The following is a 20,342-nucleotide window of genomic DNA, read 5'->3' on the forward strand; positions in this document are numbered from 1 at the left end:
ATGGTTGAAAGATTACAAATATGCAATGAAGTATTGGCGCTCGATGAATACCGATACTCCTGTCCCGTCTCAATAAAATTTTTCTCGTCGTGTTTGTGTTGTCAGCAACTGACACCGTAGAAAAAAACGACGTCGTATTTAGAATGTTTTTATGGGGCTGAAGTTTTCGAAATATGTACTTACAAAAACACATTGATGTCTTTGTTAATTGTCGCACTTACTTTTTTGTAAGTACTTTAAAACGGTAGTTCGATGAGTAGTATCCATGCAGATGCCGAACAGCCGTTCTGCATTGATAAAGTGTCATTTTTAGACCAGGGACGGAGGCATTTGCATTTTTACTTTCGGAGATGTCCATCATGCAGCGTCGGGAATTTATACAGCTGGCGGGTAGCGTTGTTGCGCTGGCTGCACTCCCAGGTATCGCGTCGGCCGATCAAACCAGGCCTGCATCCGGAGTGGCTCAAGCTTCTCCATTGGATCGGGGCTATGTATTACCCACTCGAGGGTCATTACAGGGTTCCGCGTTACCGTTAAATGCAGGGCGCGAGGGCATGCGTTATCGCACACCTTTTCGCTTTGGCATGGGCGGTACACAAATAGGCAATATATTTGCACCTGTCAGCGATGATCAGGCCCAGGCAGTACTGAATCAGGCATGGGAGGCCGGGGTGAGGTATTTCGACACTTCGCCCTTTTATGGCTATGGGCTCAGTGAGCATAGATTGGGCCAGTTCTTGAGGCGCAAGCCTCGCCAGGACTATCTGGTATCAACAAAAGTTGGACGAGTATTCAAACCGAGTCCAGACGCTAAAGTTGATGATTCCTTGTGGACGGAGCCTCTGCCATTTCGCTATGAATATGATTACACCGCTGCAGGGGCACGTCGCTCAGTAGAAGACAGTTTGCAACGATTAGGGTTGGCAAAAATAGACATCGTCTACATTCATGACTTGGGGCCGGATAACACTGAACTGCCAGGCACATGGCAAAAAAACTATGAAGTAGCGACCAAGGGCGCTATGGCAGAACTGACGAAGATGAGGGAGGAGGGGCTTATTGGCGCCTGGGGGTTTGGTATCAATGCCCCCGACGCGGCAATACTTGCTGCGCAATCCAGTGTTCCGACTCCAGACATCGTGTTGTTAGCCTGTCAGTACTCAATTATTGATCACGAATTCGCTATCGCGAAAACCTTTCCTGCTTTAGCGAGCAAGGGCATATCGGTGGTTGTGGGTACACCGCTGAATGATGGTTTCCTGGGGGGCCGAAATCGTTATAACTTCAGTACAACACTGCCCGCTGGAGTTCTGGAAAAGCGAGCCAGGCTAACATCCGTGTGCGACCGTTTTGGTATCGATATACGTACCGCTGCCTTGCAATTTGCGGCCGCACCTAAAATAGTCTCGGCCATCATTCCTGGTGCTCGGGTCCCCGGTCAGGTCAAAGCTAACGTCGAATCCATGAATGTCAAAGTTCCTCAAGAGTTCTGGGAGACACTTCGGCGAGAAAAACTCATCCTTTCCAGCGCTGAACATCCTGCCTGAACCGAAAGCCATTCGAGGCTGGCGAAAAAACTGACCTGTGCTTTTTGCGGGACAGGCGTCAGCCGGGAAGCGGCCAGTGCGCCCACTGGAAATCGTTGTCAGGAACCCTCCCGACTAACGCAGTTTTTTGGATTGCGCAGCAGTGACCCGCAGGCTTTACGGCCTGCTTCTCTGGAACAATACCAGTGCTACCAGGCAAGCCATGAGCTGAATACCGCCCAGAGTCATGACAGGCGCATAGGTGATCACTGAAGCGAGCCAGGTTGTGAGCGCCGCTGCCCCCATGGAAATGAAGCCGAACAGGGCCGAAGCCAGCCCCGCCTCTTTACCAAAAGGCCCCATTGCGAGTGCCGTTCCCAGCGGATTGGCCAAACCCATGCCCCACAGGAATGTAACCATTGAAAGGGCGTACCAGCCGAGGCTCGGATGGGCCGGACCCACGAGTAAAAGGCAGCCGCCAGTCATGGCGCAAATGATACCCAGCAACGCAATTTTTCTCGGGCCATGGCGGTGCGCCAGGCGCGGTGCTGCCATGCCCGCTGCGAACACGACAAACACGGTAGAGGCGAAGTACAGCCCGGTCTGCAACGACGTCAGGCCGATCCCTTTCATCAGAATGGCAGGGGCTGCAGCGAACGAGGCAAACAGTCCGCTCATCAAGAGGCTCATCGAAAGTGCGGGAAGGATGAACCGCTTATCCAGCGCGAGTCGTCGATAGTCGCGCAGGACATTTATGGCTGAATGCGCTACTCGTCGCTCAACGGGATGGGTTTCCCCAAGGCCTGTAATGTAAAAGAGCGCAAGCGCACTGGCGGCAAGCCCAACAAGGATGAAAATTGCACGCCATCCGAGGGTATCGGACAGCAGGCTGCCCACCAAGGGTGAAAATCCGGGGGCGGCTGCGGTGGCGATCATGGTCAAGGACAAGGCCCGAGCAAGCGCTTCACCCTGGAACAAGTCCCTCGCTATAGCGCGTGATAGCACGGAGGCCGCGCATACGCCCAAAGCCTGGATAACGCGCCCTGCTATCAGCATATCGAGGGTGTGGGATAGGCCACCGATGACGGTCCCCAGCACGAAGATGAAGAGTCCGCCCAGTACGAGTTTTCTACGACCGTAGCGATCGGCCAGTGGTCCCACTATTAACTGGCCCAATGCGAAGGTAATGAAGAAACTGGACAGCGTCAGACCGAGCTCGCGTTCAGTCACGGCCAGTTCTCTGGCGATAGCGGGGAACGCGGGCAGAATGATGTTGGTGGACAGCATGCTGATTGCCGCAAGACCCGCCAGCAACGCCACGATTTTACCGGTCAATGGTTGGCTGGATCTGGACTGTTGGGTTTCGATAGCCGGCGATGCGTGCTCAATTTCCATGTGCATTCCTCAAACTCGCTGTAAGTAACAGGTCGTCGCAGCGCTCTCAAAACGTCTTCCGGGACAGATGCGCAGTCTGATAGCGGTCCAATACCCGGAGGTCCGCACGATGTTAATCTCGACCTGCTTCGCAGCCCTGCGACAGGCCGGAACCCTCAGCAGCGCATAGTTACAAAGCAGGTTTATTTACATTTACTGGATGATATTTGTTGTGACTATATTATGAATCGGTCACAAGTTGTCAATGAGTGCTCTCAGAGCTAAGCTGGAAATATGACGAATTCAATCAGCACGCCGCCATCGCGCGGGCCTTCCGATCACAGCGTTCGCGACCAGGTCGTGGAAGCAGCCACGCAACATTTCGGACACTATGGGTATGAGAAGACCACGGTCTCCGACCTCGCCAAGGCGATCGGTTTTTCCAAAGCCTACATCTACAAATTTTTTGACTCGAAGCAGGCCATCGGAGAGCTGATTTGCTCTAACCGGCTTGCGATGATCATGGCCGTTGTGGACACGGCCATTAACGATGCACCCACTGCTACCGAGAAGCTGCGGCGGCTGTTTCGGGCAATTGTGGAGGCGGGTAGTGACTTGTTTTTCCATGACCGCAAACTCTATGACATAGCCTCTGTTGCCGCACGCGATCAGTGGCCTTCAGCCGTTGCCCACGACGAGCGCCTGCGTCTGCTTATCCAGCAGATTGTGCTGGAAGGGCGCGAGTCGGGCGAGTTCGAGCGCAAGACCCCGCTGGATGAAGCGGTCCAGGCCATTCATCTGGTAATGCGTCCCTACATCAGCCCGGTCCAGTTGCAATACAACCTGGACATCGTAGCGACGGCGCCCGTGCTTTTATCAGCGTTGATACTGAGAAGTCTTGCGCCTTGATTCGTGACCATTGACTAAATTGGTCACTAAATAGAGAATTGGATTCCTGCTCACTTACTGAAGTAAGGGATCCCATGTTCCGGCCCAGCTCCGCAATCCTTGTCGTTGGCTTGCTGCCTTTCCTATTGGCAGCATGCGGCGAGTCATCGAACGTACGCGACCCGCGCAACCAACCTCCACTGGTGAGGACGGCGACGGTCACCAGCGCCGTTGATCCATCTCGCTCGTTTACCGGGGTCGTGGTTGCTCGTGTTCAGAGCGACCTAGGGTTTCGAGTATCCGGGAAGGTGCTGGAGCGTCTGGTTGATACGGGCCAGACCGTCAAGCGTGGTCAACCGCTGATGCGCCTTGACCCTATCGATCTTGATCTGCAATTCCGCGCCCAACAGCAAGCCGTTGCGGCCGCCGAGGCACGTGCGCGGCAGACGGCATCTGACGAGGCCCGTAATCGAAATCTGATCGCGTCAGGCGCCATTTCCGCGTCGACTTACGACCGGATCAAGTCCTTGGCCGACACCGCAAAAGCAGAACTGAGCGCTGCGCAAGCTCAAGCCAACGTTGCTCGCAATGCTGCGGGTTACTCGTCGTTGCTGGCCGATGCCGACGGGCTGATCGTAGAAACCCTGGCCGAACCCGGACAGGTTGTCAGTGCAGGGCAGGCCGTAGTAAGGCTGGCGAAAACAGGGCAGAGGGAGGCCGTCGTCTACCTCCCCGAAACACTGCGTCCGGTACCAGGTAGCCAAGCTCGGGCAAGGCTGTACGGTAGTGATACGAGCGTCATTCCTGCAAAGTTGCGACTTCTCTCTGACGCTGCGGATCCGCTCACTCGTACTTTCGAGGCCCGGTATGTGCTCGAAGGCGCACATGCCGACGCGCCGCTGGGTGCTACGGTCACCCTGAGCATCGCTGATGACGGGGCTGGCGGGCCTGCGCTTGCGGTTCCCGTGGCGGCTATCCATGACCCCGGCAACGGACCGGGCGTCTGGGTTGTTTCAGGCGTACCTGCAACGGTGACGTGGCGCGCAATTCAACTGCTAGGTTTAAGTGATGAATCGGCACGCGTCAGTGGCAGTCTCGAGCCCGGAGAGCGGGTTGTGGCGCTGGGCGCACATCTGCTCCATGACGGTGATGAAGTACTGGTGTCGCAACCAGGCTCTAATGGCATCGCAGGGGCAAGGCAATGAGCAGCGGTCGCTTCAATCTTTCCGCGCTTGCCGTTCGCGAAAGGTCCATCACGCTGTTCCTGATTATCTTGATCGGGGTGGCAGGCGCGCTGTCATTTTTCAAGCTGGGACGTGCAGAGGATCCACCGTTTACCGTTAAGCAGATGACGATTATTTCCGCCTGGCCTGGCGCTACTGCGCAGGAAATGCAGGACCAGGTCGCAGAGCCGCTTGAAAAGCGCATGCAAGAACTCAAATGGTATGACCGAAGCGAGACCTACACCCGTCCAGGTCTGGCGTTCACCATGGTTTCACTGCTGGATAAAACGCCGCCTTCCCAGGTGCAGGAAGAGTTTTATCAAGCGCGCAAGAAACTGAGCGATGCTGCGCGCACGCTGCCATCCGGTGTTATCGGTCCGATGGTCAATGATGAGTTCTCGGACGTGACGTTCGCTCTCTTTGCGCTAAAGGCAAAAGGTGAGCCCCAGCGGATACTGGTACGCGACGCCGAATCACTGCGTCAACGTCTGCTGCATGTGCCCGGCGTGAAGAAGATCAATATCATTGGGGAGCAAACCGAGCGCATCTTTGTGTCGTTTTCCCATGAGCGGCTGGCGACACTGGGTATTTCGCCACAGGACATTTTCTCGGCACTGAACAGCCAGAACGTTTTGACGCCTGCCGGTTCGATTGAGACCAGCGGACCTCAGGTGTTTTTGCGCCTGGATGGCGCCTTCGACACGCTTGAAAAGATCCGCAATACACCCATCGTGGTCCAGGCCAGGATACTGAAGCTTTCAGACGTTGCGACTGTTGAGCGCGGGTATGAAGACCCGGCAACGTTCATGGTTCGCAACCAGGGTGAACCGGCTCTGCTATTGGGAATTGTGATGCGCGAGGGCTGGAACGGTCTGGACCTCGGTAAGGCGCTGGATGCCGAGACGCTGAAAATCAACGCAAGCATGCCGTTGGGTATGACGTTGTCAAAGGTCACCGACCAGTCGGTCAACATCAGTTCCGCTGTTGACGAGTTCATGATCAAGTTCTTTGTTGCGTTGCTGGTGGTGATGCTGGTCTGCTTTCTCAGCATGGGCTGGCGAGTGGGCGTGGTGGTCGCGGCGGCTGTGCCACTCACCCTTGCTATCGTCTTCGTGGTGATGGAGGCGTCGGGCAAGAACTTTGATCGTATAACCCTCGGCTCACTGATCCTGGCACTGGGGCTGCTGGTTGACGACGCCATTATTGCCATCGAAATGATGGTGGTGAAAATGGAGGAGGGCTACGACCGTATCAAGGCCTCAGCGTACGCATGGAGCCATACAGCGGCACCGATGCTGGCGGGTACGCTGGTCACTGCTGTTGGCTTCATGCCTAACGGTTTTGCTCAGTCAACTGCGGGTGAATACACCAGCAACATGTTTTGGATTGTGGGCATTGCATTGATCGCCTCGTGGGTGGTCGCAGTGGTTTTTACGCCATATCTGGGCGTGAAAATGTTGCCTGATATCAAACCCGTAGAAGGCGGTCACGCCGCTATCTATGACACTGCTCACTACAACCGCTTCAGACGAGTCCTGACCCACGTCATCGCGCGCAAATGGTGGGTAGCGGGCGCGGTCATCAGCGCATTCGCCGTGGCGATCATCGGCATGGGGCTGGTTAAAAAACAATTTTTCCCGACCTCGGATCGTCCGGAGGTGTTGATCGAAGTTCAGATGCCATATGGCACGTCTATCGAGCAAACCAGCGCCACGACGGCGAAGATCGAAGCGTGGCTGCAACAGCAGGATGCAGCAAAAATCGTCACGTCTTATATCGGCCAGGGTTCGCCGCGTTTTTATCTGGCGATGGCACCGGAGCTGCCTGATCCATCGTTTGCCAAGATCGTGGTGTTGACCGACACTCAGGATGCCCGCGACTCTCTCAAGCACACCATCCGCGAGGCCGTTGCCCAAGGCTTGGCGCCTGAAGCGCGGATTCGGGTCACGCAGTTGGTATTCGGCCCTTACTCACCCTTTCCTGTTGCTTACAGGGTGATGGGACCCAACCCCGACACACTGCGCGACATCGCCAGGCAGGTAGAAACCGTCCTGATGGCGAGCCCGATGATGCGCACAGTCAACAGTGATTGGGGGCCTCGCACGCCAACACTGCATTTCTCTCTGGATCAGGACCGGTTGCAGGCAGTCGGGCTAACGTCCAGCGCAGTTGCCCAGCAATTGCAGTTTCTGCTTTCGGGAGTTCCCATTACTGCTGTGCGCGAAGACATTCGATCGGTCGAAGTGGTGGGGAGGGCAGCCGGAGATATCCGTCTGGACCCGGCAAAGATCGAGGGTTTCACACTGGTAGGTTCTGCTGGTCAGCGCGTACCTCTGTCCCAGATTGGTGAAGTGGGCGTGCGAATGGAAGACCCCATCCTGCGCCGCCGTGACCGTGTACCGACGATCACGGTACGGGGCGATATCGCCGAGAATCTACAGCCACCTGACGTGTCAGCCAATATCACCAAGGCGCTACAGCCCATCATCGATAACCTTCCTGAGGGTTACCGCATTGAGCAAGCCGGATCGATCGAAGAGTCGGCGAAAGCCACCGTGGCACTGGCACCTTTGTTTCCGATCATGATCGCGATCACGTTGCTGATCATCATCCTTCAGGTGCGCTCGATGTCGGCGATGGTGATGGTGTTTTTGACGGCGCCACTTGGGCTGATTGGCGTGGTTCCGACCTTGCTGTTGTTCGGCCAGCCATTCGGGATCAATGCCCTTGTAGGGCTGATTGCGCTATCCGGCATCCTCATGCGCAATACATTGATCCTGATCGGGCAGATCGATCAAAACGAAAAAGAAGGGCTCGATCCGTTCCATGCGGTGGTAGAAGCGACTGTCCAGAGAGCGCGCCCAGTGCTGCTCACCGCACTCGCGGCGATCCTGGCCTTTATCCCGCTGACTCATTCGGTATTCTGGGGCACGCTGGCCTACACCCTGATTGGCGGCACCTTGGGCGGCACCGTCATGACACTGGTGTTCCTGCCTGCCATGTATTCCATCTGGTTCAAGATCCGTCCAGAGGGCAAAGCGCTTGCGTAACTGGATGCCTGGTGTCCATTGCACGCAACGCACTGACTTTGTTTGGCTGAACAGGCCGTACTAATCAGCCCGACGCGTTGCTCGGTGGCTCGCGGTCGGCTGGATGGTTAACCCCGTCGCTGGTCTTGATCTGCCCCAGATCGTATGGGTTCACGCCTTCCAGGCAGCCGAGGTTGTAGCCGTATTGATCCGGTGAAGAGCGCCGCTGGTGATGGGTATAAATCCCGCAGTTGCCGCAGAAATAATGCTGCGCCGTGCGGGTATTGAATTGATAGAGCTTGAGCTGGGTCTGGCCTTGAATGATCTTGATGCCATCCAGCGCAACCGTGGCAACGATGGCACCTTTGCGGCGACACATCGAACAGTCGCAGCGTCGAGGATCGACAATGCCGTCCGGTAAGTCTAGTTCCAGCACCACCGCGCCGCAGTGGCAGGAGGCGCGGTGTTTGGGTTTGATTTCAGTGGGGCCGACTTTCTTGATCACGGGCTGTTCCTCCTGAGGTAATTCAACAGGGTAGCCGTTTAGAGTTAATGGTGCACACGTCGGCCAGCAGACATAATTTCCGCGAACTCATTTGCAAAGAGGCCGGTATTCCGCCGGACTTATGGGAGATTCTATGTTTGCCCGCAAGCTGATTGGTGACGTGGGACCGGCTTTAACCGGGAAGAGGCCGGGACAGACGATGAATCTTCATCGGCAGAAATAACGTTTTCCCGGCTAAAGCCGGTCCCACGTCATCAGTGACTCCTGTGGGAGCAGAGCTTGCTCGCGATAAGCGCACCGCACATATCAGGCAGATTGCATTCAACCTCATCGTGAGCAAACGTTGCCTGTCAAACGCCGACTTGCTGGTGACGCCATTCCTGGGTGTGCCCGCCATAGCCGTAAGCGGCTGCGCGCGCATCGACGAGATGCACGTAAGACAAGTCGTGCAGGTCAGGCATCAATTGCTTCAGCGCAGCATGTACCTGCGCCAGAAACAGCGCCTTTTCCTTTTTGATGTTGGTCTCATCGGTGATGCTGATGACCAGGTGAAACGCACTTCCCCCGGTCACCGACAAGGGTTGGCCAGCGATGAACCAGTCTTCATCAGCGACGTATTGAACGGTCGTCGCCATGAGTTGAGGTTGTTTGCCCAACACCTCGGCAGTGAGCTGATTAATCAGCACCATCGCTTTTTGACCGAGATCGGGGTTGCGTGGGCCAGATAACTGAAGCGTGACAGAAGGCATGACGGTGTCCTTTCGGTGGGTTGATGATTGCCATTTTGTGAGCACTCCTTCCATTGGAAAAGCCGTATGATGCGATAGTTATCGTCATTTTTTCGGATGGATAAACATGCGTGGTTTTGATTTTGAACAGCTCAGAACATTGGTAGCTGTCGTCGATGCGGGCAGCATTTCAGCGGCTGTGCCCTCTCGATTTCTGTCGCAGTCCTCACTGAGCGAGCAGTTGCGCAAACTTGAAGAGGCCGCCGGCGGGCAACTCCTTGTTCGCAGCAAGAGGGGGGTGCAAATGACCGCAGCGGGCGAGCGCATGGTGGCCCACGCGCGCAAGATACTGGCGTTGTCCGATGCGGCATGGCGTGACATGCACGGCATTGCGCTTGAAGGCGAACTCAATCTCGGCATCTCGGATTACTTTAGACCGAGTCATCTCATGGGCCTGCTGAACCGAATTGCCCAGCAGCATCCAGGTTTACGGATTCGCACTCAGGTGGGCAAAAGCGATGAGATGATAGCCGCCTACCGCAACGGTGCCCTCGATCTTGCAATCGTGATGCGGATTGCCGGCTCTGCGTCCGGGACACTCAACGACGCTCGCGTGCTTCGGACCGAGCCGCTGATCTGGGTCATGGCCACCGGGCAACCCCTGTCGAGTGAGCAGAAGACTCTTGAACTTGCTTTGTTGCCTGAGACCTGTTCGCTGCACCGGCTGGTACGTCAGCAACTCGACCTGCATCGACGGCCCTATGTCATTGCGCATATCGCCTCAGGCGTCGCGGGCTTACAGGCTGCCGTCGGGGCAGGGCTGGGGATTGGCTGCCTCAACGCCTCGGCCTTGATCGAGCCGGACATGGTGGAGGCGCCCAAAGGCGTTTTGCCCGCGCTGCCTGATGCTGAATTTGTGTTGCTTGAGGCCGGGCAAGACGATCCGAAGGCACGTGTGCGACTGCGATCAATCGCTGAGGTTATTGCGGGGACGCTGGCGGCGTAATGTAAGAAGGGACGGACATTGCGGGGGGGAAATTGGCAGTGGTTATCTCAGAGAACGACGGCTTTGGGTCCTGAACGTACGGGTGTGACCGGCTGTTTCTCGCCGATTGCGGTTCTGTGCGACGGGCAGCAATCGACCCAGGCTGTCTGAAAACGTCAGCGTCGATAGGGACGGGGCGTATCTACGTGAAGTCCGTAGATATACGGAATCATCTTCACTGCTCTGGAAGTCAGTTCTTACGACATTGGTTAAAGGATTTCTTGAGTTCATCGGTATCATTACTCTCGCCCCTCTCAAATCAGGTCATGCCATGAACCAAAACCCTATGGAATCCTGCCCCCGCTGTGGATCCGTCCAACACGTCAGACCAAAGGGAATTCTGATAGGAGCAGCAAGCCCAAAAAAACGCTTCAATGGGGAAGAAAAAGCAGGCTATCAACGCTTGGATCAGCTAGCAGTTGATGAATGCAAGCCTGCCCTTCTGAAAGCAGCGCCGCTGGAGCAGCTGGTTGATGGGTTTTATTGCGATCATTGCGGGGTGGGTTTTGTAACAAGTGAGATTGTACAAGGTGTCGACCGAACATCGCTCTAGAGACGATTATGGGGTTTGTTTAGATCGAAACGGCTTTTCATACCAGGTCCGTCTGTGGAGGATCTCGGCTGCACTATTTGCCGCCCTAAGAGTTCTTGTGCGACACGCTTGATTTGTTCCCGTCAAGCATAAACGCTATAGAGTAGCGAGTCTTACGCGCGGGAGTGTAGTCCAGGTCAACCCTTAGTCCGTTTCTGCAACATACTTTCCGCCGGCCCCAGCCTCACGTGCTTGCCATACTCCGGACTCCATTCTTTGAGAGAGTACTCCCGTAACTGATTTTCATAGCTGTGGCGTGAGATTTGTGTGGAGTCTGACTGACTGCTGTTGGCCGATAGCTGTCAGTCACAGCCACCAGCGGTATTCGGCTCAATCGCCTGCTATCACTCTCGCTTTCCATGGATCCTGTTCGCATCCTGCGAGGGAGGAAGCCCAAATAACTTTGCATAATCACGGCTGAACTGCGTCGCGCTTTCGTAGCCGACCTCGAAAGCAGCCGCCATCACACTCTTCGCATTCGCCACCATCAGTGTTCTGGCCTGAAGCAATCGCACGCGTTTCTGATACTGCAACGGGCTCAGGTTGGTGACAGCCTTGAAGTGGCGGTGAAACGCCGAGACGCTCATCGACGCTCGTTCGGCCAGGCGCTCTACGCCAATGGGCTGGGCGAAATCGCGGCGGATCCACTGGATCGCGAGGTTTACACGGGCCATTGCGCTGTCGGGGGCCGCGATCTCTCTCAGCATCCAGCCAAGGGGGCCCTGAAGCACGCGGAAAATGATCTCCCGCTCGTACGCCGGGGCAAGCGCGGCGATGGCATCGGCATCACCCATGAGCCTCAACATTCGAACCCACGCGTCCATGAGTTCGGTGGTCATTGATGCGACCGAAAATCCTGGGTGAGCGTCGACGCGGCTGGCAGGTTTGGGCAGGTCGGCGAACAGCGTGGACAACACTGCTGGGTCGAGTGTCAGGCTTACGGCCAGATACGGTTCCCCGGTTTCGGCAGGGTGCACCGAGCCCGCGGCAGGCAGGTCGATGGACATCACGAAGTAGGTCGCGGGGTCATACCGCAACGTGCGGTCGCCCACGGTCATGCTTTTGCTGCCTTGCAAAATCACGTTGATCATCGGGCCATAGACCGCCGCGAGCATGTGCTCGGGGATCTTGCCCTTGACCATAGCCACGCGAGGAATGCCGGTTTCGGTTCGCCGATTTTCAGCCTTGGCCGCGAGTGACCTGAGTTCGTTTAGATGATTGTCCATGCCATGCATGCTGAGGGCAGAGGCTGGTGTGCTGCAAGCAAAAAGCAGAAACAGGCAGGTTTCGAACAGGAACGGGTGCGTTCAGCGCCACGGTGATCAGTACGCTGTGTCCTCATTCGAAGTCCTGAGGATCAGTACATGAGTGTTATCGTCATTACAGGTGGGAGTCGCGGGATCGGCGCCATCGCCGCCGAGCATATTGCTCAACGGGGCATGGGCGTCATCCTGACCTACAACCGTCATGCGCAAGAGGCAGCGTCGGTCGTCGAGCGCATTGAGCACACAGGAGGCAAGGCGGTTGCGCTCAAGCTCGATGTGTCTGACGTTGCAGGCTTCTCCGGGTTTCGCGAATTAGTGACACTTGCCCTGCGCGAAACCTGGGGCATCACCATGCTGAATGGTTTGGTCAACAATGCCGGGTATGGTCTGTTCACCCCTTTGGCCAGCGTCACCGAAGCGCAGTTTGATGGCCTGCTCAATGTGCATCTTAAAGGCCCGTTTTTCCTCACGCAGACATTGCTGCCGCTGCTGGCAGACGGTGCGAGTATCGTCAACCTGACCAGCGCGACCACTCGCGTGGCCACGGCGGGCGTGGCGCCTTACGCCGCGTTCAAAGGCGGGCTGGAGGTGCTCACGCGTTACATGGCCAAGGAGTTTGGCGAACGACGGATTCGGGCCAACGCCGTGTCCCCCGGCGCGATCCGTACCGAACTTGGCGGCGGCTTGAACGACGAGTTCGAGGTCTTGCTTGCGGGGCAGACTGCGCTCGGCAGGGTAGGTGAACCGGAGGACGTCGCGCGCGTGATTACCAGTTTGCTGTCGCAGGACGGTAGCTGGATCAATGCCCAGACCATCGAAGTCGCGGGCGGCTACAGCATCTGAGCCGCCCGCAGCTACACCATTTGAGGATTACGCAATGCTGGATCATGTCTTTTTGTCGGTCAGCGACATCACCCGTTCCATCCGTTTCTACGAAGCGGCCTTGACCCAGTTGGGCATTACTGCCCGCCTGGACTACGACGGCAAAGATGGCCCGCCGGGGCATGCTGACCTCAAAGGCTTCGGCGCCAATGGCCGGGTGTTTTTCTGGCTGCGTGAGGGGATCGTTGAAGGACGGGCCGCCCATGTGGGTTTCGTCGCCAAGAGCAAGGCTGAGGTGGACGCCGCCTACGCCGCAGCCATGAAAGAGGGCGCGGTCGATAACGGCGCACCAGGTGCGCGTCTGCACTACGACCCGGATTACTACGCTGCCAATGTGCTGGACCCGGATGGGTACAGCCTCGAATTCGTTTATAAGAAATGGCAGCACGTCCAATGAGCATTCTTCTGATTTACGGGGCCACCGGCTATACCGGTCGCATGGCCGCTGAACGGGCAAAAGCGCTGGGCCTGCGGTTCGAAATCGCCGGGCGCAATCACGCGCGTCTGGCGGCACTCGCTGCGCATCTGGACGTGTCGTTTCGGGTATTCGATGCCGATACGGATGCAGCGGGCGCGTTGTCCGGTATCTCTGTCCTGCTCAATTTCGCTGGCCCCTTTGCGCACACCGCAGAGCCGTTGATGCGTGCCTGTATCAATGCCGGGGTCGACTACCTGGACATTACGGCCGAGATTAACGTCTATCTGCTGGCCGAGCGGCTAGGCGCAGAAGCCGCTTCGCATCACGTCATGCTCTTGCCGGGTGTGGGTTGGGACGTCGTGCCGACCGATTCGCTGGCAGTGCATGTCGCCAAGCGTGTCGCACAACCTTTAGCGCTGAGCATTGCGCTTCAGGTCCCAGGCTCGATGTCCCGTGGCTCGGCCATGAGCGTCAGCGAAATCATTGCGGCAGGTTTGCTGGCGAGGGTCGACGGCGAACTGGTCGCTACACCTGATGCAACGCCGCGTTATTTCGATTTCGGTGACGGCCCGGTCCTTTGCGTGCCGCTGTCGTTTGGTGATCTGGTGACGGGTTGGCATTCGACCGGCATCCCGAACATCGCGATGTTCGTGCACATTTCAGGCGACGCATTTCCAGAAGGCGATCTGGCGCAACTGCCCGATGGTCCGACGCCGGAGGAAAGGGAGGCCCATCGCGCTCGTGCAGTGGCTGAGGTCATGGGGGCTGACGGGTCAATTGCGCGGTCTGTGATCGAGACCGTAAACGGCTATTCCTATACGCCACTTGCCGCTGTGGAGGCCGCGCGGCGGGTACTGGAAGGCGAACGTCTGCTGGGGTTCGCTACACCCGCTAACGTATTCGGTAGCGGGTTTGCCGAGAGCATTCAAAGTACGCAGATCACCGATTTCTGAGGTGGCTCAACCGACTGCTATCAGTCTGTGGCAGGGAGGTGAGACTTGAATTTCGCCGCATCGCGCGCAGGGGGCAGACCAAACAATCTTGCGTATTCACGGTTGAATTGCGAGGCGCTTTCATAGCCCACGGCATAAGCGATTGACGTCGCGTCCAGAGTGTCGAACAGCAGCAGCCAGCGCGCCCTGAGCAAGCGCAGGCGTTTCTGGTACTGGATGGGTGTCATGGCTGTCACTGATTTGAAGTGCCGATAGAAAGCGGCAACACTCATGTCCGCCATGAGTGCCAGCGGCTCTACCCGAAACGGCTCGGTGTAGTGGTCTCGAATCCATTGTGTGACGCGGCGGATCTGCGTCATCCGCCCATCCGGCCGCGCGACGTCACGCAGAATGCCACCCAGCGGTCCCTGCAAGGCGCGGAACAGAATTTCCCGTTCGATCATCGGCGCCAGGATCGCAGCCTCGTGGGGATGATCCATGAGCCGCATCATGCGCAGCCACGCATCGATCATTTGCGCAGGGGCGAGGACGCCCTCAAAACAGGTACTCTGCGGTGGTCTCGACGTCTTGCCTTCGTCCATCAACAGCGTGGCGATCACATCCGGGTCCAGCGTCAGGCTGACCGCCAGATAGGGCTTGTCAACCCCGTCTGCGTGAATCTGTCCCGTGGCAGGCACATCCATAGGCACCAGAAAATAGTGGCCTGCCGGATATCTGGAAACTACTTCCCCAATCGACAAGGTTTTGGTGCCCTGAAGTACCAGGTGCAGCATCGGTTGATAAACCTGACTCGCACAGGCCTCGGCACGCACCATCGTTACGCGGGGTAACCCGGTCTCGGTCCACTTGTCTTGCGCTCGCATCACGATGCGGCGCAGTTCTGCCATTGATTGGTCCATGCCGCCCACCGTGAGTCATATCCCAACGCATGGCAAGCCAACTGAGAAGAATAGGCAAGTATGTGCGATTTACCGGCAAACGTCGGCGCCCTCGTTGCCTGAATACTGAGGGCAAGCGGCGCGTTGCCTTGCGGTTTTTCATTGCCAATGACCGACGCAGCCATTTGTCACGCAACTTCCAAAGGGCACCTCATGAAACTCGAAGGGAAAATAGCGGTTGTCACCGGCGCATCCAAAGGCATCGGCGCCGGGATTGCCAAGGCTTTGGCGGCGCAGGGCGCAACGGTCATCGTCAATTACGCTACCAGCCAGGCGGATGCCGATGCCGTCGTTGGCTGGATCGGGGCCAGCGGCGGATCAGCGTTCGCCGTGCAGGCAGACATGAGTCAGGCGACCGATGTGGTGCGCCTGTTTGAAACGGTTCGTGAGAACTACGGCACTCTGGATATCCTGGTCAACAATGCCGGTGTAGCAGTGTTCGAGATGATCGATGACCTGACGGAAGAAGCCTTCCATAAGCAATTCAACCTGAACGTGCTGGGCTATCTGCTGGCGGTGCGTGAGGCCGTCAAACTGCTCGGGCCCAATGGCAGCATCATCAATATCAGCTCGATCCTCAGTACCGACCCCTATCTGGCGTCGAGTGTGTACTCGGCTACCAAAGGCGCGGTCGATACCTTGACCTTTGCCCTGGCCAGGGAGTTGGGCGCGCGGGGCATCAGGGTCAACTCGATTCTGCCAGGCCATACGCACACCCCGGCGACTGATGGGAATTTTGCCGGTGAGTTCGGAGAAAAACTGGTGGCTGGAACCCCGCTGGGACGTTTTGGGGAGCCTGAGGACATTGCACCATTGGCGGTGTTTCTGGCATCTGAAGATTCGCATTGGGTAACCGGCGAATCCATCCGTGCTTCGGGCGGTGTTCGTGGTGTGGGGTACTGACTTGCCTGGCTAAATCCGGGTAATAAACATCTCTATCCAGAGCAAGCGGCGTTGGGTCAGCCTGTAGCATCGTCGGGACGATCATCCCTGAATGGTAGCTCTGCAGCTTGCGAGCTAGCTAGTTCGTGAGCAATGAAACGACCCGCCGTCTGCGCAACCTCAATCAGCCGCTTGCGGGGCATGCCATTGCACGCGGCGGCTGATAGCCCGCGCAAGTTGATCGAAAGGTAATCGGTGAGGCATTGCGCTTTATCGGGAAGCACTCGGTCAAGATAATCCCGGATCGCTTTGATGCCCCCATCGGCCAAGGTTTGCGCCATGTTACGGGCAACCTCATCGTCCGCACGCATGCCCTCGGTGATCATGCAGCCTCGCAAGATAGGGTCTTTTCCGTACTGCTTCGCTGCCGCGACCAGCAAGGCGGTGAGCGCTTCAGACACAGGCCGATCCGGTGCCAGCAGTTTGTCCAGCGGCAGGGCATGCTCACTGGCGTAACGCAGCATCGCTTTCTCGAACAATTCGGCCTTGCTGCCATAAGCCGCGTAGAAGCTTGGCGGCTTGATATCCATGGCTTCGACCAGATCCGTGAGGCTCACCGCATCGAAGCCATGCTGGTGGAACATGGCCTGGGCAGTGGCGACTCCAGCCTCTCTGTCGAAAGCGGGCCGACGTTGGCGGATTTTGTCGTTCATGAGGATCTCGTCGATGTGGTCGCGATTGTAGCGGTCGCTATATGACAGGGCAACTGCACTGCGCTGAAAGGTGGATTTATATAGCATTCACTAAATAGCTTGCTTCGTTGATTGGTGCTATGTAGTGTTCGCTATATAAATTCATTCTTCCCAGCAGAAAGGAGCATCAGCATGCTGTTTCAAGACAAGGTCGTTCTCGTAACCGGAGGCTCCTCGGGATTGGGCCTCGCCATTGCCCAGGAGCTGGCAGGGCAGGGCGCTACAGTTGTGATTACGGGGCGTCGGCAGGAACAGCTGAACGAGGCCCTCCCAAGCCTCGGAGAACGGGCCAGCGCGGTGGTCGCTGATGTCTCGGTTTTAGCCGATCTCGCGACGTTGTTCGCCGAGATCAAACATCGCCATGGTCGGATCGATGTGCTGGTCGCCAATGCCGGTATGGGCGAGATCGCCCCACTGGGCAGCATCACCGAAGCGTATTTCGAGCGCGTATTCAATACCAACGTGAAGGGTGTGACCTTCACTGTTCAGGGCGCCCTGCCGCTCATGGCAAAGGGGAGCAGCATTGTCATCATTGGCTCCACGGCTTCCATCGATCCCGGCCCAGGCTTGAGTGTTTACGGCGCGACCAAAGCTGCACTGCGAACACTGGTGAGAAGCTGGACTCTCGACATCAAAGGCAGCGGTGTGCGCATCAACCTGTTAAGCCCAGGCCCGGTGGATACGCAATCGCTGCGCAACATGCTCGCGGAGCAAGCTGATGAAGTGATCAAGTCCCTGAGTGAAAAAAGCACTATCGGGCGTATCGGCCAGGCCCATGAAATTGGAGCCGCTGCGGCGTTCCTTGCCAGTGACGCAGCCAGCTATGTCAATGGCGTGGAATTGTTCGCTGATGGTGGGGCATCGCAGAGCTAATCGGCCTCGCCAGCTACTGGCCCGACGTTGACCCAGGTGTGCATGCGTCGAGCGTCGAAACTGCTTCTCGCTGGCCAAGATGCTAGCGACCCACGCACCAAAACCAGCGTTCTTCAGAAGTCATATTGGGTCTAGCCAAGGCCCTGTGCTGAGCGTGTCAAACGTGTGGCCAACGCTATACGCCATCTATTTAAGAGCCATTCCCTTGGAGAAAGTCATGAGTAATCAACCACAACTCCTTGCACGCCTCGCAGCCGAAAGTGCAATCCATCGCCTACATGCCACTTACATCCATCGTCTCGACAGCGGGGATTTCACTGGTGTGGCCGAGGTACTTCAGCATGCGGTGATCCATGTTCTTGGCAACGAAGCATCCTCGCTAGAGGGGCTTTTGGGGTTCTTCGAGGCGGGCCTTCAGGTTCATGCCGACGGCACGCCCCGCACGTGGCATTCGATTACCAATGTGCTGATCGACGTCTCTCCTGCGGGTGATAAAGCCACTTCGGCAAGCTATTACACCGTGCATCAGCAACTTGACGGTTTTCCGTTGCAACCCATCTGCGTCGGCAAGTACCTCGACAAGTTCGAGCTGCATGAGGGTCAATGGCGATTCACTCGCCGTGAGGTGACTTTGCGCTTTGCTGGCGACCTACAGCACCACGTCAAGGGGCCTCAAAGCGAAGCCGCTGGGCAGTCTGCGTAAAAGCAGCCCCGACTCATGCCCGTCCTGGCGCAATGGCCGGGCGTGAGAACTCATAGTCACATCCTGGCCGGCATTAGGCGCGCAAGCCAGAGTGCCTGTCTGGCGACTGTAAAAAGCACGACTCCATGAGGAATTACAAGTGAATGACAAACGACAAGCATTGGTCACCGGCGCAAACAAAGGGATCGGTCTGGCCATTGCCCGAGGGCTCGCTGAAGCGGGGTTTTTCGTATGGATTGGCGCACGTGATCGTCTCCGGGGAGAGCAGGCCGTGGCTCAGTTGCGTGGCAAGGGGCTTTGCGCAGGACTGCTTGAGTTGGACGTGGCTGACGATGCGAGCGTACAGCGTGCAGCTGTGGAACTAGCCTGCGAGATTACTGCGCTGGATATTCTCGTTAACAACGCAGGGATCGCGGTCGACATGACTAAAGCGCCCAGTGAGGTGCGGATGGAGGACATGAAAGCTGTTTACGAGGTCAATCTGTTCGGGCCTGTTCGCGTTACTCAGGCGTTCTTGCCGTTATTGAAAGCTGCTGATCAGGCCCGGATTGTGATGATGAGCAGCGGGGTGGGTTCCTTGGCGCTGATTACCGATCCGGTCTCGATTTACTCCACCGTTAATCTCCTTGACTACACCTCATCCAAAGTCGCACTCAATGCCGTGACGGTTTCCTTCTCGAAGGAATTGGAGCCGCTTGGCATAAAAGTGAACGCCGTTGAGCCTGGGCACGTCCGGACTGATCTCAATGGCAACTCGGGCGTACTATCGCCTGAAGAGGGAGCGGCAACAGCAATCAAGATGGCGTTACTTGGTTCTGACGGCCCTACCGGTGGTTTTTTTGGAAGTCACGGTCGGCAGCCTTGGTAGTTCAATTGATGGCCACACGCTTGCGCATAGACCGTTGATGCGTCATGTGCTGGAGAGATAAGAGCGTCCGCTATCGACCCCATAGCGCTCATTAGCAGCAGGCTTGGCCAAACGGGAGTTTGAAGGCTTTCTTAACCTAGTCGCTGCTGCTACCCATCAGAATCCATCTTTTCCCATAGCCTGAATATCGAAAGAGAAGTCCCAGAATACTGGGTACGCCGGATGGCCTTTGGTTAGCCAAAGTGAGGTTATGGCACTCGCTTGGTCGAGGCACACATAGGTGAATAGGTTCTCAAGGAGGATCAGTATTTCTGAGCGCTTTGCCGTTAGACCTATTGGACCTTAACTGCCATCCCCCAGGTGCAGCAGTTGCTCAGTAATCTCGCTGCGCGCTTCGCTTGCAGTCACGCAGGAGTGGCCACCAATGATTACTTCGTTACCAGTGCAATGGGACAGTTGCTCTTGAAGCGTTCTACTTAGATCAAAAAGGCCCGTAGGTGTTAACCCAGACGCAATAGTTGAAGCCCTCCAATAGATGCTCAAGCCTGAGAGTTTCGTCTGAGCGGAAATCTTGGGCGATACGCATGTTGGCTCCATCGATCAGCGCTTGGCCCTGTATCGTGAGCTAAAGCCTAAAGAAACGGTAGGACGTCACACATCTTGCTGCGGTCTTAACCGCGGCGGAAGGTGGTAAGTTATTCAATAAATTTTCAATTGGGGCTGCTTGCAGCAGACTGTGGACAGGTAGCCGCTGTCGTCTCTAATGTGGGCGAACCAGTGACAGCACAGCGGTAAAACGCAGTGGTCATGTTGGACGTCGCAATTGATCGTGATTGCATTCATGCAGGAGATAATCTGGCAAACCATGCGAGGTCAATCTCATTCGATCTATCAGTGA

At 56.7% G+C, this 20,342-nt stretch carries 19 protein-coding genes; 13 read left to right on the top strand and 6 right to left on the bottom strand.

Translation table 11 applies throughout. The features are described 5' to 3' along the window. Positions 1–554: 554 nt before the first annotated feature. Entirely contained in the window at positions 555–1,547 is a 993-nt protein-coding gene (locus AUC60_RS13655; RefSeq protein ID WP_238599580.1) for an aldo/keto reductase, read from the top strand. Positions 1,548–1,703: 156 nt separating this feature from the next. Here the strand turns inward: AUC60_RS13655 and AUC60_RS13660 are convergent, their stop codons facing one another. Continuing rightward, positions 1,704–2,921, bottom strand: a complete 1,218-nt coding sequence (locus tag AUC60_RS13660) for a multidrug effflux MFS transporter (RefSeq protein WP_405623472.1) — start codon at positions 2,919–2,921, stop codon at positions 1,704–1,706. A gap of 273 nt (positions 2,922–3,194) precedes the next feature. Between AUC60_RS13660 and AUC60_RS13665 the strand changes: the two genes are divergently transcribed. From AUC60_RS13665 to AUC60_RS13675, 3 genes are all read left to right on the top strand, one after another. Next, the gene (locus tag AUC60_RS13665; RefSeq protein WP_087268051.1) at positions 3,195–3,809 is read left to right on the top strand and encodes a TetR/AcrR family transcriptional regulator; all 615 of its coding nucleotides are present in this window, start codon (positions 3,195–3,197) and stop codon (positions 3,807–3,809) included. A 74-nt stretch (positions 3,810–3,883) separates the two neighbouring features. After that, positions 3,884–4,993 (top strand): efflux RND transporter periplasmic adaptor subunit, encoded by a 1,110-nt coding sequence (locus tag AUC60_RS13670; RefSeq protein ID WP_087268054.1) that lies wholly within the window; start codon positions 3,884–3,886, stop codon positions 4,991–4,993. Next, the gene (locus AUC60_RS13675; protein WP_087268057.1) at positions 4,990–8,061 is read left to right on the top strand and encodes an efflux RND transporter permease subunit; all 3,072 of its coding nucleotides are present in this window, start codon (positions 4,990–4,992) and stop codon (positions 8,059–8,061) included. The genes AUC60_RS13670 and AUC60_RS13675 overlap by 4 nt, the downstream gene beginning before the upstream one ends. A gap of 64 nt (positions 8,062–8,125) precedes the next feature. On the opposite strand, the gene AUC60_RS13680 is transcribed toward AUC60_RS13675, so the two are convergent. Together AUC60_RS13680 and AUC60_RS13685 are read right to left on the bottom strand one after the other, a co-directional pair. Next, complete coding sequence (locus tag AUC60_RS13680; RefSeq protein WP_087268060.1) at positions 8,126–8,545, bottom strand: GFA family protein; 420 nt, start codon at positions 8,543–8,545, stop codon at positions 8,126–8,128. Between the two features lie 350 nt (positions 8,546–8,895). After that, entirely contained in the window at positions 8,896–9,294 is a 399-nt protein-coding gene (locus AUC60_RS13685; RefSeq protein WP_087268062.1) for a tautomerase family protein, read from the bottom strand. Positions 9,295–9,400: 106 nt separating this feature from the next. On the opposite strand from AUC60_RS13685, the gene AUC60_RS13690 reads away from it, so the two are divergent. Further along, entirely contained in the window at positions 9,401–10,279 is an 879-nt protein-coding gene (locus tag AUC60_RS13690; protein ID WP_087268065.1) for a LysR family transcriptional regulator, read from the top strand. A gap of 310 nt (positions 10,280–10,589) precedes the next feature. Continuing rightward, the gene (locus AUC60_RS27655; RefSeq protein WP_130910228.1) at positions 10,590–10,871 is read left to right on the top strand and encodes a hypothetical protein; all 282 of its coding nucleotides are present in this window, start codon (positions 10,590–10,592) and stop codon (positions 10,869–10,871) included. A gap of 383 nt (positions 10,872–11,254) precedes the next feature. On the opposite strand, the gene AUC60_RS13695 is transcribed toward AUC60_RS27655, so the two are convergent. Beyond that, a complete protein-coding gene (locus AUC60_RS13695) occupies positions 11,255–12,136 on the bottom strand; it encodes an AraC family transcriptional regulator (protein WP_087268068.1) in 882 nt (293 codons plus the stop codon). Between the two features lie 138 nt (positions 12,137–12,274). On the opposite strand from AUC60_RS13695, the gene AUC60_RS13700 reads away from it, so the two are divergent. From AUC60_RS13700 to AUC60_RS13710, 3 genes are read left to right on the top strand one after another with little or no spacing between them, the layout of a single operon-like run. After that, positions 12,275–13,018, top strand: coding sequence for an SDR family NAD(P)-dependent oxidoreductase (locus tag AUC60_RS13700; RefSeq protein ID WP_087268071.1), 744 nt, complete (start codon positions 12,275–12,277; stop codon positions 13,016–13,018). 34 nt (positions 13,019–13,052) lie between these two features. After that, positions 13,053–13,454 carry a VOC family protein gene (locus AUC60_RS13705; protein WP_087268074.1) on the top strand — a complete coding sequence of 134 codons (402 nt, stop codon included), beginning with the start codon at positions 13,053–13,055 and terminating at the stop codon, positions 13,452–13,454. Beyond that, a complete protein-coding gene (locus tag AUC60_RS13710) occupies positions 13,451–14,428 on the top strand; it encodes a saccharopine dehydrogenase family protein (RefSeq protein ID WP_087268077.1) in 978 nt (325 codons plus the stop codon). Before AUC60_RS13705 ends, AUC60_RS13710 begins: the two co-directional genes overlap by 4 nt. Positions 14,429–14,448: 20 nt before the next feature. Here the strand turns inward: AUC60_RS13710 and AUC60_RS13715 are convergent, their stop codons facing one another. Continuing rightward, entirely contained in the window at positions 14,449–15,327 is an 879-nt protein-coding gene (locus AUC60_RS13715) for an AraC family transcriptional regulator (protein ID WP_087268079.1), read from the bottom strand. A 192-nt stretch (positions 15,328–15,519) separates the two neighbouring features. Between AUC60_RS13715 and AUC60_RS13720 the strand changes: the two genes are divergently transcribed. Further along, positions 15,520–16,269 (top strand): glucose 1-dehydrogenase, encoded by a 750-nt coding sequence (locus AUC60_RS13720; RefSeq protein ID WP_087268082.1) that lies wholly within the window; start codon positions 15,520–15,522, stop codon positions 16,267–16,269. Between the two features lie 56 nt (positions 16,270–16,325). Here the strand turns inward: AUC60_RS13720 and AUC60_RS13725 are convergent, their stop codons facing one another. Beyond that, entirely contained in the window at positions 16,326–16,961 is a 636-nt protein-coding gene (locus AUC60_RS13725) for a TetR/AcrR family transcriptional regulator (protein ID WP_087268340.1), read from the bottom strand. 171 nt (positions 16,962–17,132) lie between these two features. Between AUC60_RS13725 and AUC60_RS13730 the strand changes: the two genes are divergently transcribed. The 3 genes from AUC60_RS13730 to AUC60_RS13740 all read left to right on the top strand — a co-directional run bounded on the left by AUC60_RS13730 (position 17,133) and on the right by AUC60_RS13740 (position 19,444). Beyond that, entirely contained in the window at positions 17,133–17,873 is a 741-nt protein-coding gene (locus tag AUC60_RS13730) for an SDR family NAD(P)-dependent oxidoreductase (protein ID WP_087268086.1), read from the top strand. A 217-nt stretch (positions 17,874–18,090) separates the two neighbouring features. Beyond that, positions 18,091–18,576, top strand: a complete 486-nt coding sequence (locus AUC60_RS13735) for a nuclear transport factor 2 family protein (RefSeq protein ID WP_087268089.1) — start codon at positions 18,091–18,093, stop codon at positions 18,574–18,576. 139 nt (positions 18,577–18,715) lie between these two features. Further along, the gene (locus AUC60_RS13740) at positions 18,716–19,444 is read left to right on the top strand and encodes an SDR family oxidoreductase (protein ID WP_087268093.1); all 729 of its coding nucleotides are present in this window, start codon (positions 18,716–18,718) and stop codon (positions 19,442–19,444) included. The last annotated feature ends 898 nt before the right edge of the window (positions 19,445–20,342 follow it).

Source organism: Pseudomonas caspiana (assembly GCF_002158995.1).
Lineage (GTDB): Bacteria > Pseudomonadota > Gammaproteobacteria > Pseudomonadales > Pseudomonadaceae > Aquipseudomonas > Aquipseudomonas caspiana.